The sequence below is a fragment of the Hymenobacter ruber genome (assembly GCF_054783255.1).
Genome location: NZ_BAAGQX010000003.1, coordinates 120,309 through 139,759 on the forward strand (window position 1 = coordinate 120,309; position 19,451 = coordinate 139,759).

18 protein-coding genes are annotated in these 19,451 nt (G+C 59.2%); 8 read left to right on the forward strand and 10 right to left on the reverse strand.

The window, feature by feature from the left end:
- Window positions 1-89 precede the first annotated feature (89 nt).
- The 4 genes from ACYVM5_RS07585 to ACYVM5_RS07600 all read right to left on the reverse strand — a co-directional run bounded on the left by ACYVM5_RS07585 (window position 90) and on the right by ACYVM5_RS07600 (window position 5,848).
- Window positions 90-2,495: a 3-hydroxyacyl-CoA dehydrogenase/enoyl-CoA hydratase family protein gene (locus tag ACYVM5_RS07585; RefSeq protein ID WP_460617535.1), complete on the reverse strand. Its 2,406-nt coding sequence runs from the start codon at window positions 2,493-2,495 to the stop codon at window positions 90-92.
- A gap of 83 nt (window positions 2,496-2,578) precedes the next feature.
- On the reverse strand, window positions 2,579-3,058 hold the full coding sequence (locus ACYVM5_RS07590; protein ID WP_460617536.1) for a MarR family winged helix-turn-helix transcriptional regulator: 480 nt from the start codon (window positions 3,056-3,058) through the stop codon (window positions 2,579-2,581).
- A 140-nt stretch (window positions 3,059-3,198) separates the two neighbouring features.
- On the reverse strand, window positions 3,199-3,975 hold the full coding sequence (locus ACYVM5_RS07595; RefSeq protein ID WP_460617537.1) for a carboxypeptidase-like regulatory domain-containing protein: 777 nt from the start codon (window positions 3,973-3,975) through the stop codon (window positions 3,199-3,201).
- Between the two features lie 109 nt (window positions 3,976-4,084).
- Complete coding sequence (locus tag ACYVM5_RS07600) at window positions 4,085-5,848, reverse strand: AMP-dependent synthetase/ligase (protein ID WP_460617538.1); 1,764 nt, start codon at window positions 5,846-5,848, stop codon at window positions 4,085-4,087.
- A 199-nt stretch (window positions 5,849-6,047) separates the two neighbouring features.
- Here ACYVM5_RS07600 and ACYVM5_RS07605 point away from each other — a divergent pair, with 199 nt between their 5' ends.
- The 4 genes from ACYVM5_RS07605 (at window position 6,048) to ACYVM5_RS07620 (ending at window position 8,963) form a co-directional block, all read left to right on the forward strand.
- Entirely contained in the window at window positions 6,048-7,205 is a 1,158-nt protein-coding gene (locus ACYVM5_RS07605; RefSeq protein ID WP_342297115.1) for a formimidoylglutamase, read from the forward strand.
- 8 nt (window positions 7,206-7,213) lie between these two features.
- Window positions 7,214-7,459, forward strand: coding sequence for a cytochrome b5-like heme/steroid binding domain-containing protein (locus tag ACYVM5_RS07610; protein ID WP_460617539.1), 246 nt, complete (start codon window positions 7,214-7,216; stop codon window positions 7,457-7,459).
- 11 nt (window positions 7,460-7,470) lie between these two features.
- Window positions 7,471-8,271, forward strand: coding sequence for an N-acetylmuramic acid 6-phosphate etherase (gene murQ / locus ACYVM5_RS07615; protein ID WP_460617540.1), 801 nt, complete (start codon window positions 7,471-7,473; stop codon window positions 8,269-8,271).
- A 107-nt stretch (window positions 8,272-8,378) separates the two neighbouring features.
- The gene (locus ACYVM5_RS07620; protein WP_460617541.1) at window positions 8,379-8,963 is read left to right on the forward strand and encodes a hypothetical protein; all 585 of its coding nucleotides are present in this window, start codon (window positions 8,379-8,381) and stop codon (window positions 8,961-8,963) included.
- A gap of 123 nt (window positions 8,964-9,086) precedes the next feature.
- Here the strand turns inward: ACYVM5_RS07620 and ACYVM5_RS07625 are convergent, their stop codons facing one another.
- From ACYVM5_RS07625 to era, 3 genes are all read right to left on the reverse strand, one after another.
- Entirely contained in the window at window positions 9,087-9,356 is a 270-nt protein-coding gene (locus tag ACYVM5_RS07625; RefSeq protein ID WP_460617542.1) for a hypothetical protein, read from the reverse strand.
- A 158-nt stretch (window positions 9,357-9,514) separates the two neighbouring features.
- The gene (gene der, locus ACYVM5_RS07630; protein WP_460617543.1) at window positions 9,515-10,843 is read right to left on the reverse strand and encodes a ribosome biogenesis GTPase Der; all 1,329 of its coding nucleotides are present in this window, start codon (window positions 10,841-10,843) and stop codon (window positions 9,515-9,517) included.
- Window positions 10,844-11,005: 162 nt separating this feature from the next.
- Window positions 11,006-11,902 (reverse strand): GTPase Era, encoded by an 897-nt coding sequence (era, locus tag ACYVM5_RS07635; protein ID WP_460617544.1) that lies wholly within the window; start codon window positions 11,900-11,902, stop codon window positions 11,006-11,008.
- Between the two features lie 227 nt (window positions 11,903-12,129).
- Here era and hemH point away from each other — a divergent pair, with 227 nt between their 5' ends.
- Together hemH and ACYVM5_RS07645 are read left to right on the forward strand one after the other, a co-directional pair.
- Window positions 12,130-13,176 (forward strand): ferrochelatase, encoded by a 1,047-nt coding sequence (gene hemH, locus ACYVM5_RS07640; protein WP_460617545.1) that lies wholly within the window; start codon window positions 12,130-12,132, stop codon window positions 13,174-13,176.
- Window positions 13,177-13,308: 132 nt separating this feature from the next.
- Complete coding sequence (locus ACYVM5_RS07645; RefSeq protein ID WP_460617546.1) at window positions 13,309-14,502, forward strand: T9SS type A sorting domain-containing protein; 1,194 nt, start codon at window positions 13,309-13,311, stop codon at window positions 14,500-14,502.
- A gap of 12 nt (window positions 14,503-14,514) precedes the next feature.
- On the opposite strand, the gene ACYVM5_RS07650 is transcribed toward ACYVM5_RS07645, so the two are convergent.
- Window positions 14,515-14,967, reverse strand: a complete 453-nt coding sequence (locus tag ACYVM5_RS07650) for a YlmC/YmxH family sporulation protein (RefSeq protein WP_460617547.1) — start codon at window positions 14,965-14,967, stop codon at window positions 14,515-14,517.
- A gap of 92 nt (window positions 14,968-15,059) precedes the next feature.
- The gene (locus ACYVM5_RS07655) at window positions 15,060-15,743 is read right to left on the reverse strand and encodes a hypothetical protein (protein ID WP_460617548.1); all 684 of its coding nucleotides are present in this window, start codon (window positions 15,741-15,743) and stop codon (window positions 15,060-15,062) included.
- A 112-nt stretch (window positions 15,744-15,855) separates the two neighbouring features.
- On the opposite strand from ACYVM5_RS07655, the gene ACYVM5_RS07660 reads away from it, so the two are divergent.
- Complete coding sequence (locus ACYVM5_RS07660) at window positions 15,856-16,899, forward strand: DUF2157 domain-containing protein (RefSeq protein WP_460617549.1); 1,044 nt, start codon at window positions 15,856-15,858, stop codon at window positions 16,897-16,899.
- A complete protein-coding gene (locus ACYVM5_RS07665) occupies window positions 16,896-18,092 on the forward strand; it encodes a hypothetical protein (protein WP_460617550.1) in 1,197 nt (398 codons plus the stop codon). The genes ACYVM5_RS07660 and ACYVM5_RS07665 overlap by 4 nt, the downstream gene beginning before the upstream one ends.
- Before the next feature lie 62 nt (window positions 18,093-18,154).
- On the opposite strand, the gene ACYVM5_RS07670 is transcribed toward ACYVM5_RS07665, so the two are convergent.
- Window positions 18,155-19,324 (reverse strand): cysteine desulfurase family protein, encoded by a 1,170-nt coding sequence (locus ACYVM5_RS07670; RefSeq protein ID WP_460617551.1) that lies wholly within the window; start codon window positions 19,322-19,324, stop codon window positions 18,155-18,157.
- Window positions 19,325-19,451 lie beyond the last annotated feature (127 nt).

Consider the following 19,451-nt stretch of genomic DNA (forward strand, 5'->3'; position numbering starts at 1 on the left):
GACCTTATCACGCCTGCGCCACTGAGGTTTAAGACGCTAACAAAGGCAGCCGTGATAAGATGCTTCCTTCGTCAGCATGACAAATTGAGTTAGTTGCGCAATGGCTTACCCGTGGTCAGAATCGATTGAATCCGCTCCAGTGTCTTGCGCTCGCCGCACAGCGACAGGAAGGCCTCACGCTCCAAATCCAGCAGGTACTGCTCGCTCACTTCGGTGGGCGATGACAAATCTCCACCGCACATCACATAGGCCAGCTTGTCGGCAATGAGTTGGTCGTGGGTCGAAATGTAGTTGCCTTGCTGCATGGCGTACACGCCGGTTTTGAACATGGCCAGCGCGCCTTTGCCGTGCACCTTGATGTTGGTTTTCTGCATCGGCTGGGTGTAGCCGGCATCGGCCAAGTCGAGGGCGGCCGATTTCGCAGCGGCGATAACGCGGTTACTGTTCAGCACCACTTCATCGCCCCGGCGCAGGAAGCCTAGGTCGAAGGCTTCAGCGGCGGAGGTCGAAACCTTGGCCGTGCTGATGGTCATGTAGGTGTTGCGCAGCAGGTTGAATTCGGGCTCGCCGTCTTCGTATTTGAGGGCAGTGCGCAGGGTCATTTCCTTGGTACCGCCGCCGCCGGGAATCAGGCCCACGCCGAATTCCACGAGGCCGATGTAGGATTCGGCGGCCGCTACCACGCGGTCGCAGTGCAGGTTCAGCTCGCAGCCTCCCCCCAGCGTGAGGCCGTGCGGAGTGCCCACCACCGGGATGCTGCTGTAGCGCATGCGCATCATGGCCTGCTGGAACTGCTGAATCATCATGTTCAGTTCGTCAAAATCCTGCTCCAGGGCCTGCATGTACACGAGGCCCAGGTTGGCGCCGGCCGAGAAGTTCGGCGCGTCGTTGCCTACCACGAGGCCGCGGTAGCCGGCTTCGGCCATCTCCACGCCTTTCAAGAGGCCCTGGATAACGTCGGTGCCCAGCGAGTTCATTTTGGAGTGGAACTCCACGTTCAGGATGCCGTCGCCGAGGTCGATAACCGACGCGCCCGAGTTTTTCCACAGCACTTTGCCGCTGGCGCGCAGGTTGTCGAGAATAATGAAATTCTCCACGCCCGGAATGGCTTGGTAGCTCTTGCTGGCCTGGTCGTAAAACTTCCGCACGCCGTCTTCTACCTTATAGAAGGTCGAATTACCGGCGGCCAGCATTTCCTCCACCCACGTAGCCACGGTGCGGCCGGCCGCCTTGGCAAGGTCCACGCCCGCTTGCACGCCCAGCGCGTCCCAGGTTTCAAACGGGCCCAACTCCCAGCCGAAGCCGGCGCGTAGGGCATCGTCAATCTTATAGAGCTGGTCCGAAATTTCCGGCACTCGGTTGCTCACGTAGGCAAACAGCCCGCCGAAGCTCAGGCGGTAAAACTCGCCGGCTTTGTCTTTGCCACTCACCAGCACCTTGAAGCGGTCGGCCAGCTTCTCAATGGTTTTAGTCATCTCCAGCGTGGCGAATTTCACCTTCTGGCTTGGCTTGTATTCCAGCGTATTGAGGTCCAGCGCGTGAATTTCCGACTTGCCGCCTTCGCCCTTCACTTTCTTGTAGAAGCCCTGGCCGGTTTTGTCGCCCAGCCACTTGCTCTCGCCCATCTTCTTCACGAAATCGGGCAGCACAAATACGTCCTTGGCCTCGTCATCAGGCAGGCCCTGGGCCAGACCGTTGGCTACGTTGATGGTGGTATCCAGGCCCACCACGTCGGAAGTGCGCAGCGTGGCCGACTTCGCGTGGCCGATAACCGGGCCGGTTAGCTTGTCGGTTTCCTCCACCGTCAGGCCCAGCTTCTGCATGGTTTGCATGGCATCGAGCAGGGCCCACACGCCCACGCGGTTGGCGATGAAGCCGGGCGTGTCCTTGGCCAAAACCACCGTTTTGCCCAGATACAAATCGCCGTAGTGCTGCAGGAAATCCAACACCTCCGGCTTGGTGTCCGGCGTTGGAATGATTTCCAGCAGCTTCAAATAGCGCGGCGGATTGAAGAAGTGCGTGCCCGCGAAATGCTGCTTGAAATCCTCCGAGAGGCCCTCGGCCAGCAGGTGAATGGGAATGCCGCTGGTGTTGCTGGTAATCAGCGTGCCCTTTTTGCGGAACTGCTCCACCCGCTCGTAGAGGCTCTTTTTGATGTCGAGGCGCTCGATAACTACCTCAATCGTCCAGTCGCAGGTGGCGATGTCCTTTAGGTTGTCATCAAAGTTGCCGGTCTTGATTTTGGCAGCATCGGCCTTGCGGTAGAGCGGCGAAGGGTTGGCAACGATTGCAGCCTGTAAAGCCGCATTTACAATGCGATTGCGCACGGCCGGAGCGTCCAGTTTCAGACCCTTCTTTTCTTCGTCGGGCAGCAGCTCTTTGGGGGCGATGTCGAGCAGCAGCACCTGCACGCCGATGTTGGCGAAGTGGCAGGCAATGCGCGAGCCCATGACGCCGGAGCCGAGTACGGCAACTTTCTTGATGGTTCGATTCATCCTCTTTGTGGGGTGATGAGGTGGGTGGTAATGTAAGCGGTAAGCCCGGGTGCTGACAGCGTCACCGCCAGGCGGTTAGAACTTTAAGACGCCGAAGACTCGGTGCGCAATGGCTTCAGCACAAATTCCTCAAAGAGGGTTTTGCTCTCAATCATGCTCGTAATCTGAGCGGCGACTTTGAAGAAAACATCCAGCTGATTCTGCGGGATTTTCTCGCGGATTTTCAGGTTGAAGTGGCGCACCGTCTGGCGCGAAACTTCTTTTTTCTCCAAGCCCAACTCGGTCAGGAAAATGCGGACCGAGCGTTTATCCACCGAGTCGGCCTGCTTATAAATCAACCCTTTTTCCTCCATGCTGCGCAGGATGCGGGTGAGGCTGCGGGTTTCGAGGCCCAGCAGCGGGGCGATTTTGGTGGCCGGCGTGCCGCGCTCCTGGTCGATATTGAGCAGCACGAAGCCGATGCTGGTCGTGATATCGTTCTGGGCGGCCTGGGTGTTATACATCCGCGAAATCGCGTGCCAAGCCACTTTTATGTTGTAATCGACGGTTTCTTCGGGTTTCATGGGCGGGCTGATAGTGCGGTAAACTTACGAAAAATTTGTTAGGCTTGCATACTAGTTCGTCGGAAAAAAGATTGGGCCAGCGTCGAAATCAACATTTCGCCAGCTGGCCCAATCTTTTAACTTCTATCGCCCTGCAATACCTACAACACGAAGCTTATCGCATTAGATGGAGTCGGGTTTAACGAAGTGTACACAAAGCGGCCCGTTGTAGGGTCAACGTAGCTGGCCAATGAAACCGGGCTGCCATACGCTACCAGATATACCGTGGTACCCGCCGCAAAACCGGCATTGAGCAGCGTGGTGCGAGAGAAAAGGATGCTCGTTGGTCCGGAAGCATTGAGAATGTAGGTGGTCAGCAACGTACCGTTGGCGGACGTTACCCCCGCCGTATTACTGGCGAAGAAAGATGCCCGATATGTCGAATTAGCGGTGTTTGAATTAACCACGTTGAAAGAGAGCGGGATGCCGGAAGTGGTGGAAGGCCCCGTCTGCGTGAGGTTGGTTATCGTCGTATTGGAAACTTGCGTAACAGTAGTTAAGCCCAAAAAGGTGGGCTGGTCGCCACCAACGTGGGACACGGCAAAACGCTTGACCGTGGCATAATTGGCCCGCGTGTAGGTAAGGTTGTAGGTACCGTTGCGCACATTCAGAAACTCGAAGCGTCCATTCGCATCGGTAGTTGCCGTTTGGGTAGTAGCGCCTTCCAGCGCGACGCTCACGCCCGCCTTGCTCACCGATGCTCCATTTTCGTCGGTAGAATTGACAAAGCCGTAAACCGTACCCGTCAGGCTTTGGCCAGAAGTACCAGCTGCGCCCGTGGCGCCGGCAGGTCCCGGGTCGCCGTCCTTGCCTTTGCAACCATTTAGGAGGAGTGCTGCACTCAAGGCGAAGCAAGCGAATTTGGAAAGGTTACTCATGTATGAAAATGAAGTAAATGGTGGAAACACAAGGTGGCAAAGCTAAAACATAAAAGCGCCCGCTTGATACAAGCGGGCGCTCTATTTTCAATGTTTCCTCATTTTTCTCCTATGAATACATCCCTTCAATCGCCTCCTTGTGGTTTTCGGTAATGACTTTGCGCTTCACCTTCATCGTAGGCGTCATTTCACCGGTTTCCACGGTCCAGAGCTCGGGCAAGAGGGTGATTTTTTTCACCTGCTCCCATTGGGCGAAGCTCTGGTTATATTTCTTCACCAGACCTTCGTACATATCCACAACTTTTTGATTTTTAATCAACTCCTCATTTGAGGCATCTGGCACACCGTTGCGCTTGCACCAGCCTTTGAGGTCGGAGAAGGAAGGGATAACCAGCGCGGAAGCATATTTCTGGTCGGCGCCCACCACCATGGCCTGCTCGATGAGCGGGTCTTCCTTGAGCTTGCCTTCGATAACCTGCGGGGCGATGTACTTGCCGCCCGAGGTCTTGAACATCTCCTTCTTACGGTCGGTGATTTTCAGAAACTTGCCATTCACCAGCTCGCCGATGTCACCGGTGTGGAACCAGCCCTCCTGGTCGAATACCTCAGCCGTAAGGTCGGGCTTGTTGTAGTAGCCCTTCATCACGGAAGCCGACTTGGTCAGAATCTCGCCATCAGCGGCAATTTTCACCTCCACGTTGTCGATGAGCGGGCCAACAGTGCCAATCATGTTGTTCTCCGGCTCGTAGCCACCCACGGCAATTACGGGCGAGGTTTCCGTCAGGCCGTAGCCCTCCATCACGCGGATGCCGGCCGCCCAGAACACGCGGGCCAGCCGCGGCTGCAAGGCCCCGCCACCGCTCACGATGCAACGCAGGTTGCCGCCCAACGCCTCACACCATTTATTGAAAATGAGCTTATTGGCCAGCGCCAACTGGGTATTATATAGGAAACCCTGGTCTTTTTGGGTGTCGTATTTCAGGCCCAAGTCGAGGGCCCAGAAGAACAGGTTTTTCTTGATGCCCTCCAGTTCGTGGCCCTTCTGCACGATTTTATCATACACCTTCTCCAGCAGGCGGGGCACGGTGGTGAAGATTTCGGGCTTCACCTCGCGCAGGTTGTCGGCGATGACGTCCATGTTTTCGGCGTAGTAGATGCTCACGCCGTTTATCATGTACAGGTAGGTCACCATACGCTCAAAAATATGGCAGAGCGGCAGGAAACTCAGTGCTTTGTCGTTCTTCGTGACGGGCACAAAACGCTGCGAGTTGCGGCAGTTGCTCAGAATGTTATCGTGCGTGAGCATCACGCCCTTGGGCTTGCCAGTGGTGCCGCTGGTGTAGATGAGCGTGAGCAAATCGTCGGGCTCCACGGCGGCTTTCAGCGGTTCCAGGTCGGCGGCGTTGCCTTTTTTGCCCAGCTCCAGCAGCTCGCTGAAGTGGCGGGCACCTTCCACTTTGTCGAAGGTGAAGATGTTGGCGGCGGGAATATCGAGGCCTTCGGTGGCCTCGCGCACCTTGTCGAACAGCTTTTTATCGGCCACAAACACGGCCCGCACGCCGGCATCGGTGAAGATGTATTTGTAATCTTCGACGGTGATGCTGGGATACATCGGCACGCTGGTGGCCCCTATTTGGGAGATGCCGAAGTCGGCCATCATCCACTCGGGGCGGTTCATGCTGATAATGGCCACCTTATCGCCGCGCTTGAGCCCGAGCGACACGAGGCCGAGCGAGACGAGGTTGGCCTGGTCCTGAAGTTGCTGGCTGCTGATGGGCACCCATTTGCCGTCAATTTTGGAGGCCAGGGCGTCGGACTTCGGCGACTCGGCAATTTGGTGAGCTAGGATATCAAAGGCGCGACGAACGTCCATGGGTGGGGTCGGATAAAGGCGTATTGCGTGAAATTCAGCTTAAATAAAGCGCTTTTTTTGGGGCTGCGCCATCCCGGTCTAACCACATCTGTGGCCTTCCGCTTACGGCTAAAAACCAAATTGACCGCAAAAACGCTCAAAAAGCCCCAAAACCCGGCTTTTTTCGGTGTAATTTTGGGCTCTAGCATTCCCGCTCCCAATGAATCTGGCCCTGTTTTTTGACCCGCTGCCGGAAACGCTGACCGAGGCCTCACCTGCGCCTACCACGCTGGCCGCCTACGCCACCCGCTTCACCGAAACATTTCCCGACTGGCGCACCGCCGACCTGGCCCTCATCGGGCTGGATGAGTGGCGTGGCAGCGCGGCCGGCCCGCCCAACGCCCGCCGCCACGGCCCCAACGAAGTGCGCCAGCGCTTCTACCAGCTGCAAAAAGGCTCGGGCATGCTGCGCCTGGTCGACCTCGGCAACCTGCGCCCCGGCCTTACTCTGGAAGACACCTATCAGCGCCTGCGCGAAATCATCGGGGCGCTGCTGGAGGAAAACACGGTGCCCATCCTGCTCGGCGGCAGCCACGATTTAGACTACGGCCAGTTTCTGGCCTACGAAGCCCAGGACCGCACCATCAACGTGACCATTGTGGACTCGCGGCCCGACATGGCCGAGCCCGGCCCCGGCACCCCGCCCGAAGAAAGCCACCTGCGCCGCCTGCTGGTGCACGAGCCCAACATCGTGTTCAGCCTGGCCCACCTCGGCCATCAGCAATACCTCACGCCGCCCGAGGTGATGGTGGCCCTCGAAAAGCTGCATTTCGACACCATGAGCGTGGGCGAAGTGCGCGCCGACCGCCGCCTGGCCGAGCCGCTGGTGCGCCAGGCCGATTTTATGAGCGTGGACATTGCCGCCATTCGCTGGCAGGACTCGCCGGGCTACTATCCCGCCAACCCCTTTGGGCTGGGCAACGAGGAAGCGACGCAGCTGTGCTGGTATGCGGGCCACAACGAGCAGCTTAGCTCTTTCGGCCTCTACGGCTACCGCGCTGATGTGGACCCCAACGGGCTGGCTGCCGCCACCATCGCCACCATGCTCTGGTACTTCGTGGAAGGCTTCTACCACCGCAAGCCCGAAACCGGCTTCGGCACCTTCCGCTTCCTTACCTACACCGTGGTATTGCCCGGCAACCCCGACAAGCTGGTGTTCTACAAATCGCGCCGGGCCGAAAAGTGGTGGATGGAAGTAGAGCGCCTCGGCGATAACGCGACCAAGCGGGTGGTGCCCTGTACGTATGAGGACTACCTGAACGCCTCGCAAGGCGACTTGCCGCAGCGCTGGATTCGATTGCAGGCGTTGCTGAGCTAGATTTCGTAATGGAAACACTGCCCCTGCCCTCTTACACAGCCCGCCAGCTCGCCCTGCGCAACGGCCAGGACCGCGACGAAATCTGGGTAGCATACCAGGGCCAGATTTACGACGTGAGCCGCTCGCGGCTGTGGCGGCGCGGCAACCACTACGAGCATTGGGCCGGCCAGGACCTCACCTCCGAATTGGACAAAGACGCTCCGCACACCGCCAACGTATTCGACAACTTTCCCGTCATTGGCCTGCTGGCCTAACTAGTATTTGCATGACCACCGAAGCGCCCTCCGAATTCAACCACCTCGAAACGCTGTCCACCAACGAGTTGCTGACTGGCATGAACCGGCTCGACCACACCGTGCCCGATACCGTGGCCAAAGCTCTGCCGCAGATTGAGCGGCTGGTGGAGGCCATTGTGGCGCGGCTGGGCGCGGGCGGACGGCTGTTCTACATCGGGGCGGGCACCAGCGGGCGGCTGGGCGTGGTTGATGCCTCGGAGTGCCCGCCCACGTTTGGCGTACCGGCCGGGCTGGTGGTGGGCATCATGGCGGGCGGCGACACCGCCATTCGCCAGGCCGTGGAAGGTGCCGAGGACGATGCCGAACAAGCCTGGAAAGACTTGCAGGGGCACAACATCACCGCCAAAGATGTGCTCGTGGGCATCGCCGCCTCGGGCCGCACGCCCTACGTCATCGGCGGGCTGAACCAGGCGCGCGCGGCCGGCCTGGCCACTGGCTGCGTGGTCTGCAACGCTGACTCAGCCGTAGCGGCGGCGGCCGAGTTTCCGGTGGAAGTAGTGACGGGGCCGGAGTTTCTGACGGGCAGCACGCGCCTCAAGGCTGGCACGGCGCAGAAGCTGGTGCTCAATATGCTCACCACGGCCACGTTCATTCGCCTGGGCCGGGTGAAGGGCAATAAGATGGTAGACATGCAGCTTTCCAACGAAAAGCTGGTGCACCGCGGCGAGAAGATGCTAATGGACGAGCTCGGCATTGGGGAAGCCGAAGCGGCTAAGCTGCTCAAGCAACACGGCTCGGTGCGGGCGGCGCTGGAGGCGGCTAAGCAGTAGCGAATGCTTCAGCTTGTGCGTCACGGGCTTATTCTTTAGGGCGAACGATTCGGCAGTTCAAGCGTTTCTAAAGGTGCACAGGCTACAGCTTGTGCGCCTTCTGCCCTATGCATACCATCGAGCCGCACTACAACTGGATTGAGCAATATTCGGCTTCCGAAGACCCCCGCTCTCCCCTTTTCGAAGCCGAAAACAGTCTCGAAACCTTTACCAATACCATCTACGGCTACTACATCCACCCGCAATGGGACAGCCTTGGGTCAGATACACTCTTTTTCAAAATCCTGTTTGCCGACTATGAGGACGGCATCGCCGTGCTCGAATTCATCGGCGAGTGGAACGACGCCATCGAAAACGACATTATGGAGCTTAAGCGGAATATCATTGATATTCTGACGCATGAGGGCATTCGCAAGTTCATTCTCATTGGCGAAAACGTATTCAACTTCCATGGCTCCGACGACGACTATTACGAAGAATGGTACGAGGACGTGGAAGACGGCTGGATTGCGGGCGTGAACTTCCAGGAACACGTGCTGCGCGAAATGAAGCAGTACAACGTCGACAACTACATCAACTTCGGCGGGCAGCTCGACGACCTGCCCTGGCGCACCTACGAGCCGCGCCGCCTGTTTGAAGTGGTGGATAACCTGCTGAACCGTCGGCTGGGTCTACCTGAAACCGAATTGTAGCGCGGACTCTGTAGTCCGCGAGTCAAATCGTACACTCGCGGACTACAGAGTCCGCGCTACGGCCCGAACGCAAAAAAGCCTCTCCGTTGCCGGAGAGGCTTTTTATTAACCAGGAGGCAAGAATTACTTCTTAACTTCTTCGGTCGTGGTAGTGGTGGTGCCGGCAGCGGGAGCAGCAGCGTCCATTTTGTCAGCGTTGTCCTGGATGGCTTCGCCTTTGGCATCAGCCGAGTCACGTACGGCGTCAGCCTTGTCTTCCATGGCATCAGCTTTGGCTTCGCCAGCTTCTTTCACGTTTTCGCCAACCTGCTCCTGAGCATCTTCTTTCTTGCTGTCGCACGAAGTGAAGGTGAACGAACCGAGGGCCAGGGCGAGGAACAATACTTTTTTCATCTTGGGGTTTGTTTTAAATGTGGTTGATTTTCAAGCAACTTCTGAAGGTTGAGCCGAAGCTTAACTTCAAATTCGGGGCTTTATACCCTGGCTTGAAGAAGGTAACCCGCCGCCTGAAAAAAATTTATGAAGAATATGTGAGGCCGGCGTAGTTCCGCTTATTTCTTGCGGAACAGGATGCCGATGGGCACGCCCGTAAAGTCGAAATGCTCGCGCATCCGGTTTTCGAGGTAGCGCGTGTAGTTGGTTTGCACGTACTGCGGCAGGTTGGCAAAGAAGGCAAACACCGGGTTGTGCGTGGGCAGCTGCGTCACGTACTTGATGCGAATCATCTTGCCTTTGAGCGCGGGCGGGCCGTACTTCTCAATCTCCTTCAGCATGATGTCGTTCAGCTGCGAAGTCGGAATTTTACGGCGCTTGTTACCATACACTTCAATGGCCGTTTCGATGGCTTTGTGCACACGCTGCTTGTTCAGCACCGAGATAAAGATGATGGGGATATAGGAAATAGGTGCAATCTTTTCCAGGATTTTAGCCTCAAATTCCTTGGCGGTGTTGGTGTCCTTGTCAGCCACCAAATCCCACTTATTCACCAGAATCACAATGCCTTTGCGATTCTTATCGGCCAGGGTGATGATGTTCACGTCCTGCGCCTCGATGCCGCGGCTGGCGTCCAGCATCACGATGCACACATCGCACTCCTCCAGAGCGCGCAGGCTGCGCATGTTGGCGTAGAACTCCACGTCCTCGCTCACCTTGGCTTTGCGGCGCAAGCCGGCCGTATCCACCAAGATAAACTCCTTGCCGAAGGCATTATAGCGCGCCGAGATGGAGTCGCGCGTGGTGCCGGCAATGTCCGTCACGATGCTGCGGTCTTCGCCCAGCAGCAGGTTCACGAGGCTGGATTTGCCCACGTTGGGGCGGCCCACCACGGCAATGCGGGGGATTTCCGACTCCGGTTCCTCAATGCCGGGGTCGTCGAAGTTGGCTACCACGGCGTCCAGCAACTCGCCGGTGCCGTGGCCGTTGGCGCTGCTGATGGCGTAGATTTCGCCATCGCCGAGGCCCAGCGAGTAGAATTCGCCCACGCCGTTGGCGCGCAGGTTGGTATCGGCCTTATTGGCCACCAGGTAGATGGGCTTTTTGCCGATGTAGCGGCGCAGCACGTGCGCAAACTCTTCGTCGAGGCTATGCACACCGGCGTCGGCATCCACCATAAAAAGCACCACGTCGGCCTCTTCAATGGCCAGCTTTACCTGCTTGTTGATTTCGCCCTCGAAAATATCTTCCGAATTGTGCACGTAGCCGCCCGTGTCAATCACGGTGAAGTTCTTGCCAATCCAGTCGCCGTAGCCGTAGTGACGGTCGCGGGTAACGCCGCTCTCATTGTCCATGATGGCCTTGCGCTGGCCCACGAGGCGGTTGAAAAGCGTGGATTTGCCCACGTTGGGCCGCCCAACGATGGCGACCGTGTTTTGCTTTGACATGATGTGTGGCCCCAGCCGCCGACCCGACCTAGATTCGGCAGTGCCCGGGGTGTATTAGTTATAGATGGTCGGAAGTTTTGTAGCGCGGACTCTGTAGTCCGCGAGTATGTCGTATTGGTCGTTCAATTCGCGGACTACAGAGTCCGCGCTACGTGGACATGGCTATTGATAGCCGAACCGGCTCAATGCTTTCGCATCGGTGCGCCAGTTCTCGTTCACTTTCACGTGTAGCTCCAGGAACACCTTTTTCAGGAAAAACTTTTCCATTTCCTCGCGCGCCCAAGTACCTACTTTTTTCAGTGCCTCACCGCCCTGGCCGATGACGATGCCTTTCTGAGAGCTGCGCTCGACGTAAATGATACCGCGAATGCGAATGATGGCGTCCTCTTCCTTAAATTCCTCAATCACAACTTCGCAGCTGTAGGGAATCTCCTTTTTATAAAGCTTGAAGATTTTCTCGCGCACCATTTCGGCAGCGAAGAAGCGTTCGGGCTTGTCGGTTAGCTCGTCCTTCGGGTAGTACGGCGGGTGGATGGGCAGGCGCTCCAGCACCAGCTGTAGCACGCCATCGGTGCCGAAGTGGTTGAGGGCGGAAATGGGAAGCACCTCGGCGGCATTGGGGAGCTGCTCTTTCCAGTAGGCCAGCTTGGCTTCGACTTCTTCCTGGTTGGCCTGGTCGATTTTGTTGACGAGCAGGATGATGGGCGTGTCCACCATCTTGCGCAGACGCTCCACCACGGGCTCCTCGTCGTGCTTCTCGTATATATCCGTGACGAAGAGCACCACGTCAGCGTCTTCGAGCGACGAGTACACGAACGACATCATGGCGTTGTGCAGTTCGTACTTGGGCTGGATGATGCCGGGCGTATCGGAATAAATCAGCTGGAAATCATCGCCGTTGAGGATGCCCAGGATGCGGTGGCGCGTGGTCTGGGCCTTGCTCGTGACAATGCTGAGCCGCTCGCCCACCAGCGCGTTCATCAGCGTGGACTTGCCCACATTGGGCTTGCCAATGATGCTCACGAAGCCGGCGCGGTGGGGTTTAGTTTCGGGGTTCACGATGGATGGGTTTGATAATCAGGGCCGCAAAGGTACGGCTTTCGGCGCGGAAATGCTAGGATGGGCCGGAAGTTGGCGGATAGTCGGCTGGCTTAAACCATGCTGCGGGCCGGCTGTTTGCTGGGCAGAGTGTAGCGCGGACTTTGTAATCCGCGAGTTGTACCGCCCCACTTGCGGACTACAAAGTCCGCGCTACACTCTGCCGCCAGCTTCCGAACTTTGCCCCAATGAATTCTCCTGCTACTCCCGGCCGCCGCATCGGCGTGCTCCTCGTCAACCTCGGCACGCCCGACTCGCCCAGCACGCCCGACGTGCGCCGCTACCTCAACGAATTCCTCACCGATGGCCGCGTGATTGACATGGCTGCCGCCATTCGTTACCCGCTTTTCCAAGGCATCATCGTGCCGCTGCGAGCCCCGAAATCGGCCAAGATATACCAGCAGCTCTGGGATGCTGAACGGGGCTCGCCCCTGCTCTACCACGGGCTCGATTTGCAGGCCAAGCTGAAAGAAGTGCTGGGCAAGGAGTACGTGGTGGCCTTTGGGATGCGCTACCAGAAGCCCAGCATCGAGAAGGCGCTGGAGGAGCTGCGCGACGCGGCCGTGGACCGCATCATCGTGCTGCCGCTGTTTCCGCAGTACGCCTCGGCCAGCACGGGCTCGGTGCAGGAAAAGGTGATGGACATCGTGAAAGACTGGTGGATAGTGCCCAGCATCAGCTTTATCAGCACCTTTGCCGACGACCCCGGCTTTATTTCCAGCTTTGGGGCGCGGGGCAAGGCCGAGATGGCCAAGCACGCCTACGACCACATCGTATTTAGCTACCACGGCATCCCGGAGCGGCACGTGCTCAAGGGAAGCGTTAAGGGCTATTGCAAGCTGGGCACCTGCTGCGCCAGCTACAATAAGAACAACCGCTACTGCTACCGGGCGCAGTGTTTTGCCACTTCGCGCCTGCTGGCCGAAGAGCTGGGCCTGCGCGACGACCAATACACCGTCACCTTCCAGAGCCGCCTGCAAAGCCGCCTGCGTGACCCCTGGCTCCAACCTTACACCGACGAGGTTATTAAGGAATTCCCGGCTAAAGGCATCAACAATGTGCTGGCCTTTTCCCCCGCTTTCGTGGCCGACTGCCTCGAAACAACTATTGAGGTGGGTGAGGAATTCAAGGAAATGTTCGAGCAAGCCGGCGGAAAGCACTGGCAGCTGGTGCCATCGCTAAACTCCGAACCGTACTGGGTGGATGCCGTGGCCGATATGATTCGGCAGAATTAGCGTGCCAATAATCGAATAGCCTAGGAGGGCGCTGTTGAGCTTAGCTCGGCAGCGCCCTCTTTTATTTTTATATTTTCATTAACAGGAGTTTGTGTAACTTTAAGGTTTCGTCCTCAAAAAATTCCCACGTAGATGCGCCTTCGTTACACTTTAGCACTTGCTTTTGGACTATTGACCGGCACTCAGGCCCGGGCTCAGCAAGCTGTCAAAATCCTATTTGATGCTACCAAAGCCCAAACTGCTGGCAACGCTGACTGGGTGATTGATTCCGACGCTTCGGGCAGTCCCCAGCGCCTGCCCACGCCCGCGCAAAGCACCGTGACGGCCAACACGCCGGAAACGTACTGGACCGGCGCACTTTCTTCCTGGGGCATTGCGCTGGTGAAGCGCGGCTATCAGGTGGAAACCCTGCCCAGCAGCGGCCGCATCACCTACGGCGATGCCACGAATGCCCAGGACCTGCGCAACTACGCCGCCTACATCGTGGATGAGCCCAACACGCGCTACACCGCCGCCGAAAAAACGGCTATCCTGAACTATGTGCGGAACGGCGGCGGCTTGTTCATGATTTCGGACCACACCATTTCGGACCGCAACGGCGACGGCTGGGACTCACCCGCCATCTGGAACGACCTGATGGCCTCGGCCAGCCCCGCCAACCCGTTCGGCATCACCTTCGACCTCAATAACCTCGTCTTCACCACCGGCGTGGGCGCGGCCACCGCACCGGCCGATTCGCTGCTGCACGGCCCCGCCGGCAACCCCGTGGCCATGGAATACCACAACGGCGCCAGCATCACCCTCGACCCCACCGCCAATGCCAGTGTGCGCGGGGCCTTGTTCCGGCCCGGCGCGGCCACTACCGGCACCACTGGGGCCATCGTGGCGCGGGCTCGCTACGGCCGGGGCCGCGTGGTGGCCCTCGGCGATTCGTCGCCGCCCGACGATGGCTCGGGCGCGCCCGGCAATAACCTGTACGACGGCTGGGCCGCCGAAGCCAACGGCGACCACGCCCGCATCCTGCTCAATGCCACCATCTGGCTGGCCACGCCCAACCGCACTGCTACCGCCACCCGCGGCGCCACCGAGGCCGATTTCAGCATTTACCCCAACCCCAGCACCGATGCCTTCTTCATCAGCGGCAATGTGCTGCCGACTGAAATTCGCTGCCACAATGCCGTGGGGCAGGAATTTGCCATAAGCAGCACGGCTGCCGGCGCTGGGGCCTTGCGGGTACAAACGGCAGGGCTGGCCCCGGGCATCTACGTGCTCAGCCTGCGCCTACCCAACGGGCAGGTCCTCACGCGCCGCATTGCGCGGCAATAATATTTGGCCGGTTTAAGAAGCTCGGCGGCGACTGTAGAAGCTGTCGGCGTCGAACGAATCCTGTTCGTAGAAGCGCGGATTGGCCGGGGCGGACTCTTTGCCCAATGCCCGCAGCATGGCTTCTTCGTACTCACGGGTAATCTGGATTTCGACGTAGGGCGGGTAGCTTAGTACGGTTTCGGCATTGAGTGCGGGCACGAAGACATTGTCACCGTCCTCATCCAGCGAAGCGGCCCCAATAGGCAGCAAAATGTGGTTTTCGTGCTCGTTGATATGGAAGCTGGCATCTAGCTCCACGTCCAGGTAGCGCACTTTCATGGCCTCAGGCTCCACAATCAGCTCGAACACTGTGCCCAGGGCCTGCCCGTCGGAGCCGCGCACGGTCCAGCCGCGCACGTCGGGGTTGTCGTCGGCTACTTCAAAATCGGTCAGGTCGCGCAAGCGGCGCAGGACGGGCGTTTCCATAAAAATATTTTGTGTTTGGCAGTGAGCATTCATTCATCAGCTGAACGCAGGGCACCAGGCAAAACCAGACGGCGAACGCCTGGCACTCGTTTCTAATTTAGCTGTTTCGGCTCGCTGAGGATGCGAACGGCGGCGGCGGCCTGGGTCAGAAACTGCTGGTTCTGGTGCTGCTCGGCCGCCGTGGCGCTGCGGCCAGATAGCTGGCCGGCAAGGCTTACCAAGGCATTGGCTTGTGTTTCCAGGTCAGGGTAAGCCTTTTGCTGCATGGCCCGGATGAGCCCTGCCGCCGCCACAAAGCCGGGGCGCAAACTGGTATTGGGCTCGCCGAGGCGGGCGGTGGCACTGGTCAGGTTGTCGCGTTGCTCGGTGGTAGTAGGGTCGCGCAGGTCGTCGCGGTCAGTGAGGGACACCAGTACACCGGTGAGTTTTTGCAGGCCGTTCAGAGCGTAGCCGGGGGCAGCCGGGTCGGAAGCAGCCTGCGTGGCCAGCGCGGCAGCCGTTTCGGAACTGCCCGCATCCGGAGAGGCATCACCCTGCGGAATACTGTCAATGGCCGCTCGGCGCGTGGCCTGGTCTACGGCAGCGGCGGCAGCCAATGTGTCCGGCGCAGTAGCGGGTGCCGCCGCCTCCGGGGTCGCAACGGGCGGCGCGGGCTCATCGGCCGGGTCGGGGCGCAGAAAGAAATAAGCAGCCACGGCCACCACTACGGCCGCCAGCAGCACCAGCAGCCACGGGCTGGGCGAAGATTTTTTGCGTTGAATGTTGATGTCAGCCATACAAGAATCAGAGTGAGGCGCTGGATTTACGAAGCCCGGCCAAAAATAGCTGACTTGCCCGGCCATTGGCGTACTTGCAGCACACCAACCACGTCGGCTGTTCGGCCTGCCTATGCCTGATTCCCGCCAAATCCCCTTTTACCTGACGGTCCTGCAGTCCCGCAACCTGCTTCCTCCGGCCCAGGCAGATGTCATCGCCGCAGCCGAGCGCACCCGCCCCTTTTCGCTGCACTACGAGTTGCGGGCGCTGCTGTATCTGGGCATCACGCTGCTGGCCGGCGGCCTGGGTGTGCTGGTGTACCAGCATATCAACTCCATCGGGCACGGCGTCATTATCGCTGTCATTGCCGCACTCATGGCGGCTTGCTTTGCCTACGCGGCGCGGCATCGTTCGCCCTTCACTTGGGCGGCGGCTCCCAAAACCTCGGTCGGGGCCGACTATCTGCTACTGCTCGGCTGCCTGCTGTTTGTGGTGCTGGAAGGCTACGTGCAGTATCAGTACAGCCTGTTTGGTAACCGCTACGGGCTGGCCACGGCGCTGCCGGCGCTGTTTTTCGTGCCGCTGGCGTATTGGTTCGACCACCGGGGCGTACTGGCCATGGGCCTCACGGCGCTGGCCTCGTGGGTGGGCCTCACGGTGGCCCCGCTGGCGGTGCTCACCGAAAACGAGTTTTGGAACGACCACATTCGCGGAGCCGCCATCGGCCTGGGCATCCTGCTGATGGCCGCCGGCTTCTACTCCGAACACCGGGGGCGCAAGGCGCATTTTGCCTTCACCTACTTGTTGCTGGGCAGCAACCTGGCCCTGGCCGCGCTGGCCACCTCACTGGTGCGGGCCGCCTTCAGCGAGCAGCCGGCTCTGGGGCTGAGCTTCGTAATAATCATGCTGGCATTGTGCGCGGGGCTGTACTGGTACGCCCGACGCACGCAGTCGTACTGGTTTCTGGTGCTGGCGGCTGGCTACGCCTACTTCGCGGTGGGCTACGCGCTGGCGCAGTTGGTGATGCTATTGCCCTCAGAAGCGGTTTTCATGACGGCCTTCTTTTTATTCCCGCTGTCGGCCATACTGGTCGTGCTTTTCTTCCTCAACATCAGGAAAATCATGCACGGGCCAACGGATGCTCCTAAAGCACCAACCTCTCCTCCGCAAGCATGAAGATACCAGCCTACAATACGGATTGGGCGTTCAATACAGCCCTGCGAAACCAAGCGGCACGCTGGCAGCGCCAGCAGCTGGTCGGCGCTAGTCAACTGGTCGCTATTGAGGCCGCTCATCCGCTGGACTACTATCGGCCGGCTTGGCCGCTGCGCGTGGGGCTGTTCATTTTTACCTGCGTGGGGGTGGCGCTGGGCAGCATCTTTTCCTTTTTGATTACCGGGAGCAACTCACCGTTTGTGGCGGGAATAGTTTTTTGCGCCGCCTGCTTCGGCATGTTGGAGTTTTTGATTAGGGAGCACCGCTTCTACCACGCCGGGGTCGACAATGCCCTGCTGTATCCCGGGCTGGCCAGCGCCGTGGGCCTTATCTACTATGCTTTTTCGGAATACCTGTGGCCTTCCGGCGGCGCTTTTCATCTCAACCTAGGTGCCAGCTACCTGGTGCTTTTGCTGGTGCTTGCCTTCCTGATAGCCGCCACCCTGCGCTACGCCGATGCTGTGGTGATGGCAGCGGCCTTTGTCGCCGCGCTGCTGCTGGTCACACTATTTGGCCTGAACAGCCAATTGGGTCAACTGCTGCTCCCTTTTCTGCTGATGGCCGCTGCCGGGGGAATGTTGCTTCTATACCGCACCCTGACCCGGCGCCTAGCCGGAACCTACCTCGCCGACTATTACACCAACTGTCTGCTCACGCTCAAGGTGCTGAGCTTAGTAGTGCTGTACCTCAGCGGCAATTACCTGGTAGTGCGCGAAGGTAATGCCGAGCTGCACCACCAGTTCGCCTCCACCCAAATTCCGTTTGCGCCGGTATTTTATGCCTTCACGGCCGGCATTCCATTGCTTTACATCGCACTGGGCCTGCGTCGGGCCGACCGGCCCACGTTGCTGCTGGGCCTGCTGGCGCTGGCGTTTTCCTTCTTCACGCTGCGGCACTACCGCTCGCTGCTGCCGCCGGAAGTAGCCGCCGTAGCCGCTGGCACACTGCTCACGGTGCTTGCCGGCACCTTGCTCCGCGCCCTGCGCCCTGTCCGCTGCGGCCTCACCTCCCTCCCCGACGACGAGCCGCGCCACTTTAACCTCGAAAACCTGGTTCAGGCCCAAACGGCTCATGCACCAACGGCTCCCGCCGGGGGCGGCTTCGAGTTCGGTGGCGGGCGGTCGGGCGGTGGCGGGGCCACGGGAAATTTTTAAGGGCTGAGTGGACAATGATAAATTCCACTCAGCCCTTAACATTCAAACCTTAACCCTTAAAGCTACACCGCCACCGGCCGGTACAGCTTGGCCAGCACCGCCACAGCGTAGTCTACTTCGGCTTCGGTGTTCATCTTGCTCATCGAGAAGCGCACGGTGGCGCGGTCGGGGTCGCAGCCCAGCGCCTCCAGCACGTGCGAACCGGCTTGCGCCCCGCTCGTACAGGCCGAGCCACCCGAAGCCGCCACCTTGCTGATATCGAGGTTGAACAACAGCATCTCGCTGATGGCCGATGGCGGCAGGCTCACGCTCAGCACCGTATAAAGGCTCTTGTCAGCATATTCCGCCAGGCCGTTGAACTGCACGTCCTCCACCTCGGCGCGCAGCTTTTCGATAAAGCGAGTCTTCAATGCCTGCACGTGCGCCTGGTGAGCGGCCAGGTCGCGCACCGCAATTTCCAGCGCTTTGGCCAGGCCCACGATGCCGTACACGTTCTCGGTGCCCGAGCGCACGTTGCGCTCCTGCGAACCGCCGTGAATGAGCGGGCTCACCTGCAGGCCGCTGCGGGTGTAGATGAATCCCACGCCCTTCGGCCCGTGAAATTTGTGGGCCGAGCCCACCAGAAAGTGGTTTTTCAGCTGCTGCACGTCGTGCCGGTAGTGGCCCATCGTCTGCACCGTGTCGGTGTGGAAGATGGCATCGTACTGGGCACAGATACCGCCGATAGCAGCAATGTCGTTTAGGTTGCCGATTTCGTTGTTTGCGTGCATCAGGCTCACGAAGGTGCGCGACTGCGTGGCCAGCAGCTCTTCCAAATGGCCCAAATCCAGCGCGCCCTGGGCGTCGTGCTTCACGTAGTGCAGCTCAATCTCGCCGCTTTTGGCCAGCGCCTGCAAGGGGTGCAACACGGCGTGGTGCTCTAGCGGCGAGGTGATGGCGTGCTTCAGCCCCAGTGTCCGCACACTACCGAAAGCGGCGTAATTATCGGCCTCGGTCCCACCGCTGGTGAAGATAATTTCGGCCGGCGCGGCATTGAGCAAGTGGGCTACCGTCTTGCGGGCATTCTCGATGGCGGCGCGCACCTGCCGGCCCGGCCCGTGCAGGCTGCTGGGGTTGCCGTAGTGGTTTTGCAGAAACGGCAGCATGGCCTCCAGCACTTCGGGGTCGAGGGGCGTGGTGGCGGCGTTGTCGAAGTAGACGTAGGCGGGGGCGTTGGGGGAGTTTGTGGTCATAGATGTGATTTCAGCAGAAAAAGCCAGGAGCCGGGTGTGGGTGCACCCGGCTCCTGTTAAGCTATGCGCAAATACAAATTTCGGCTTTCCAACTGAAACCAGCCCACAGTAGCCGCTCCAATTGTGC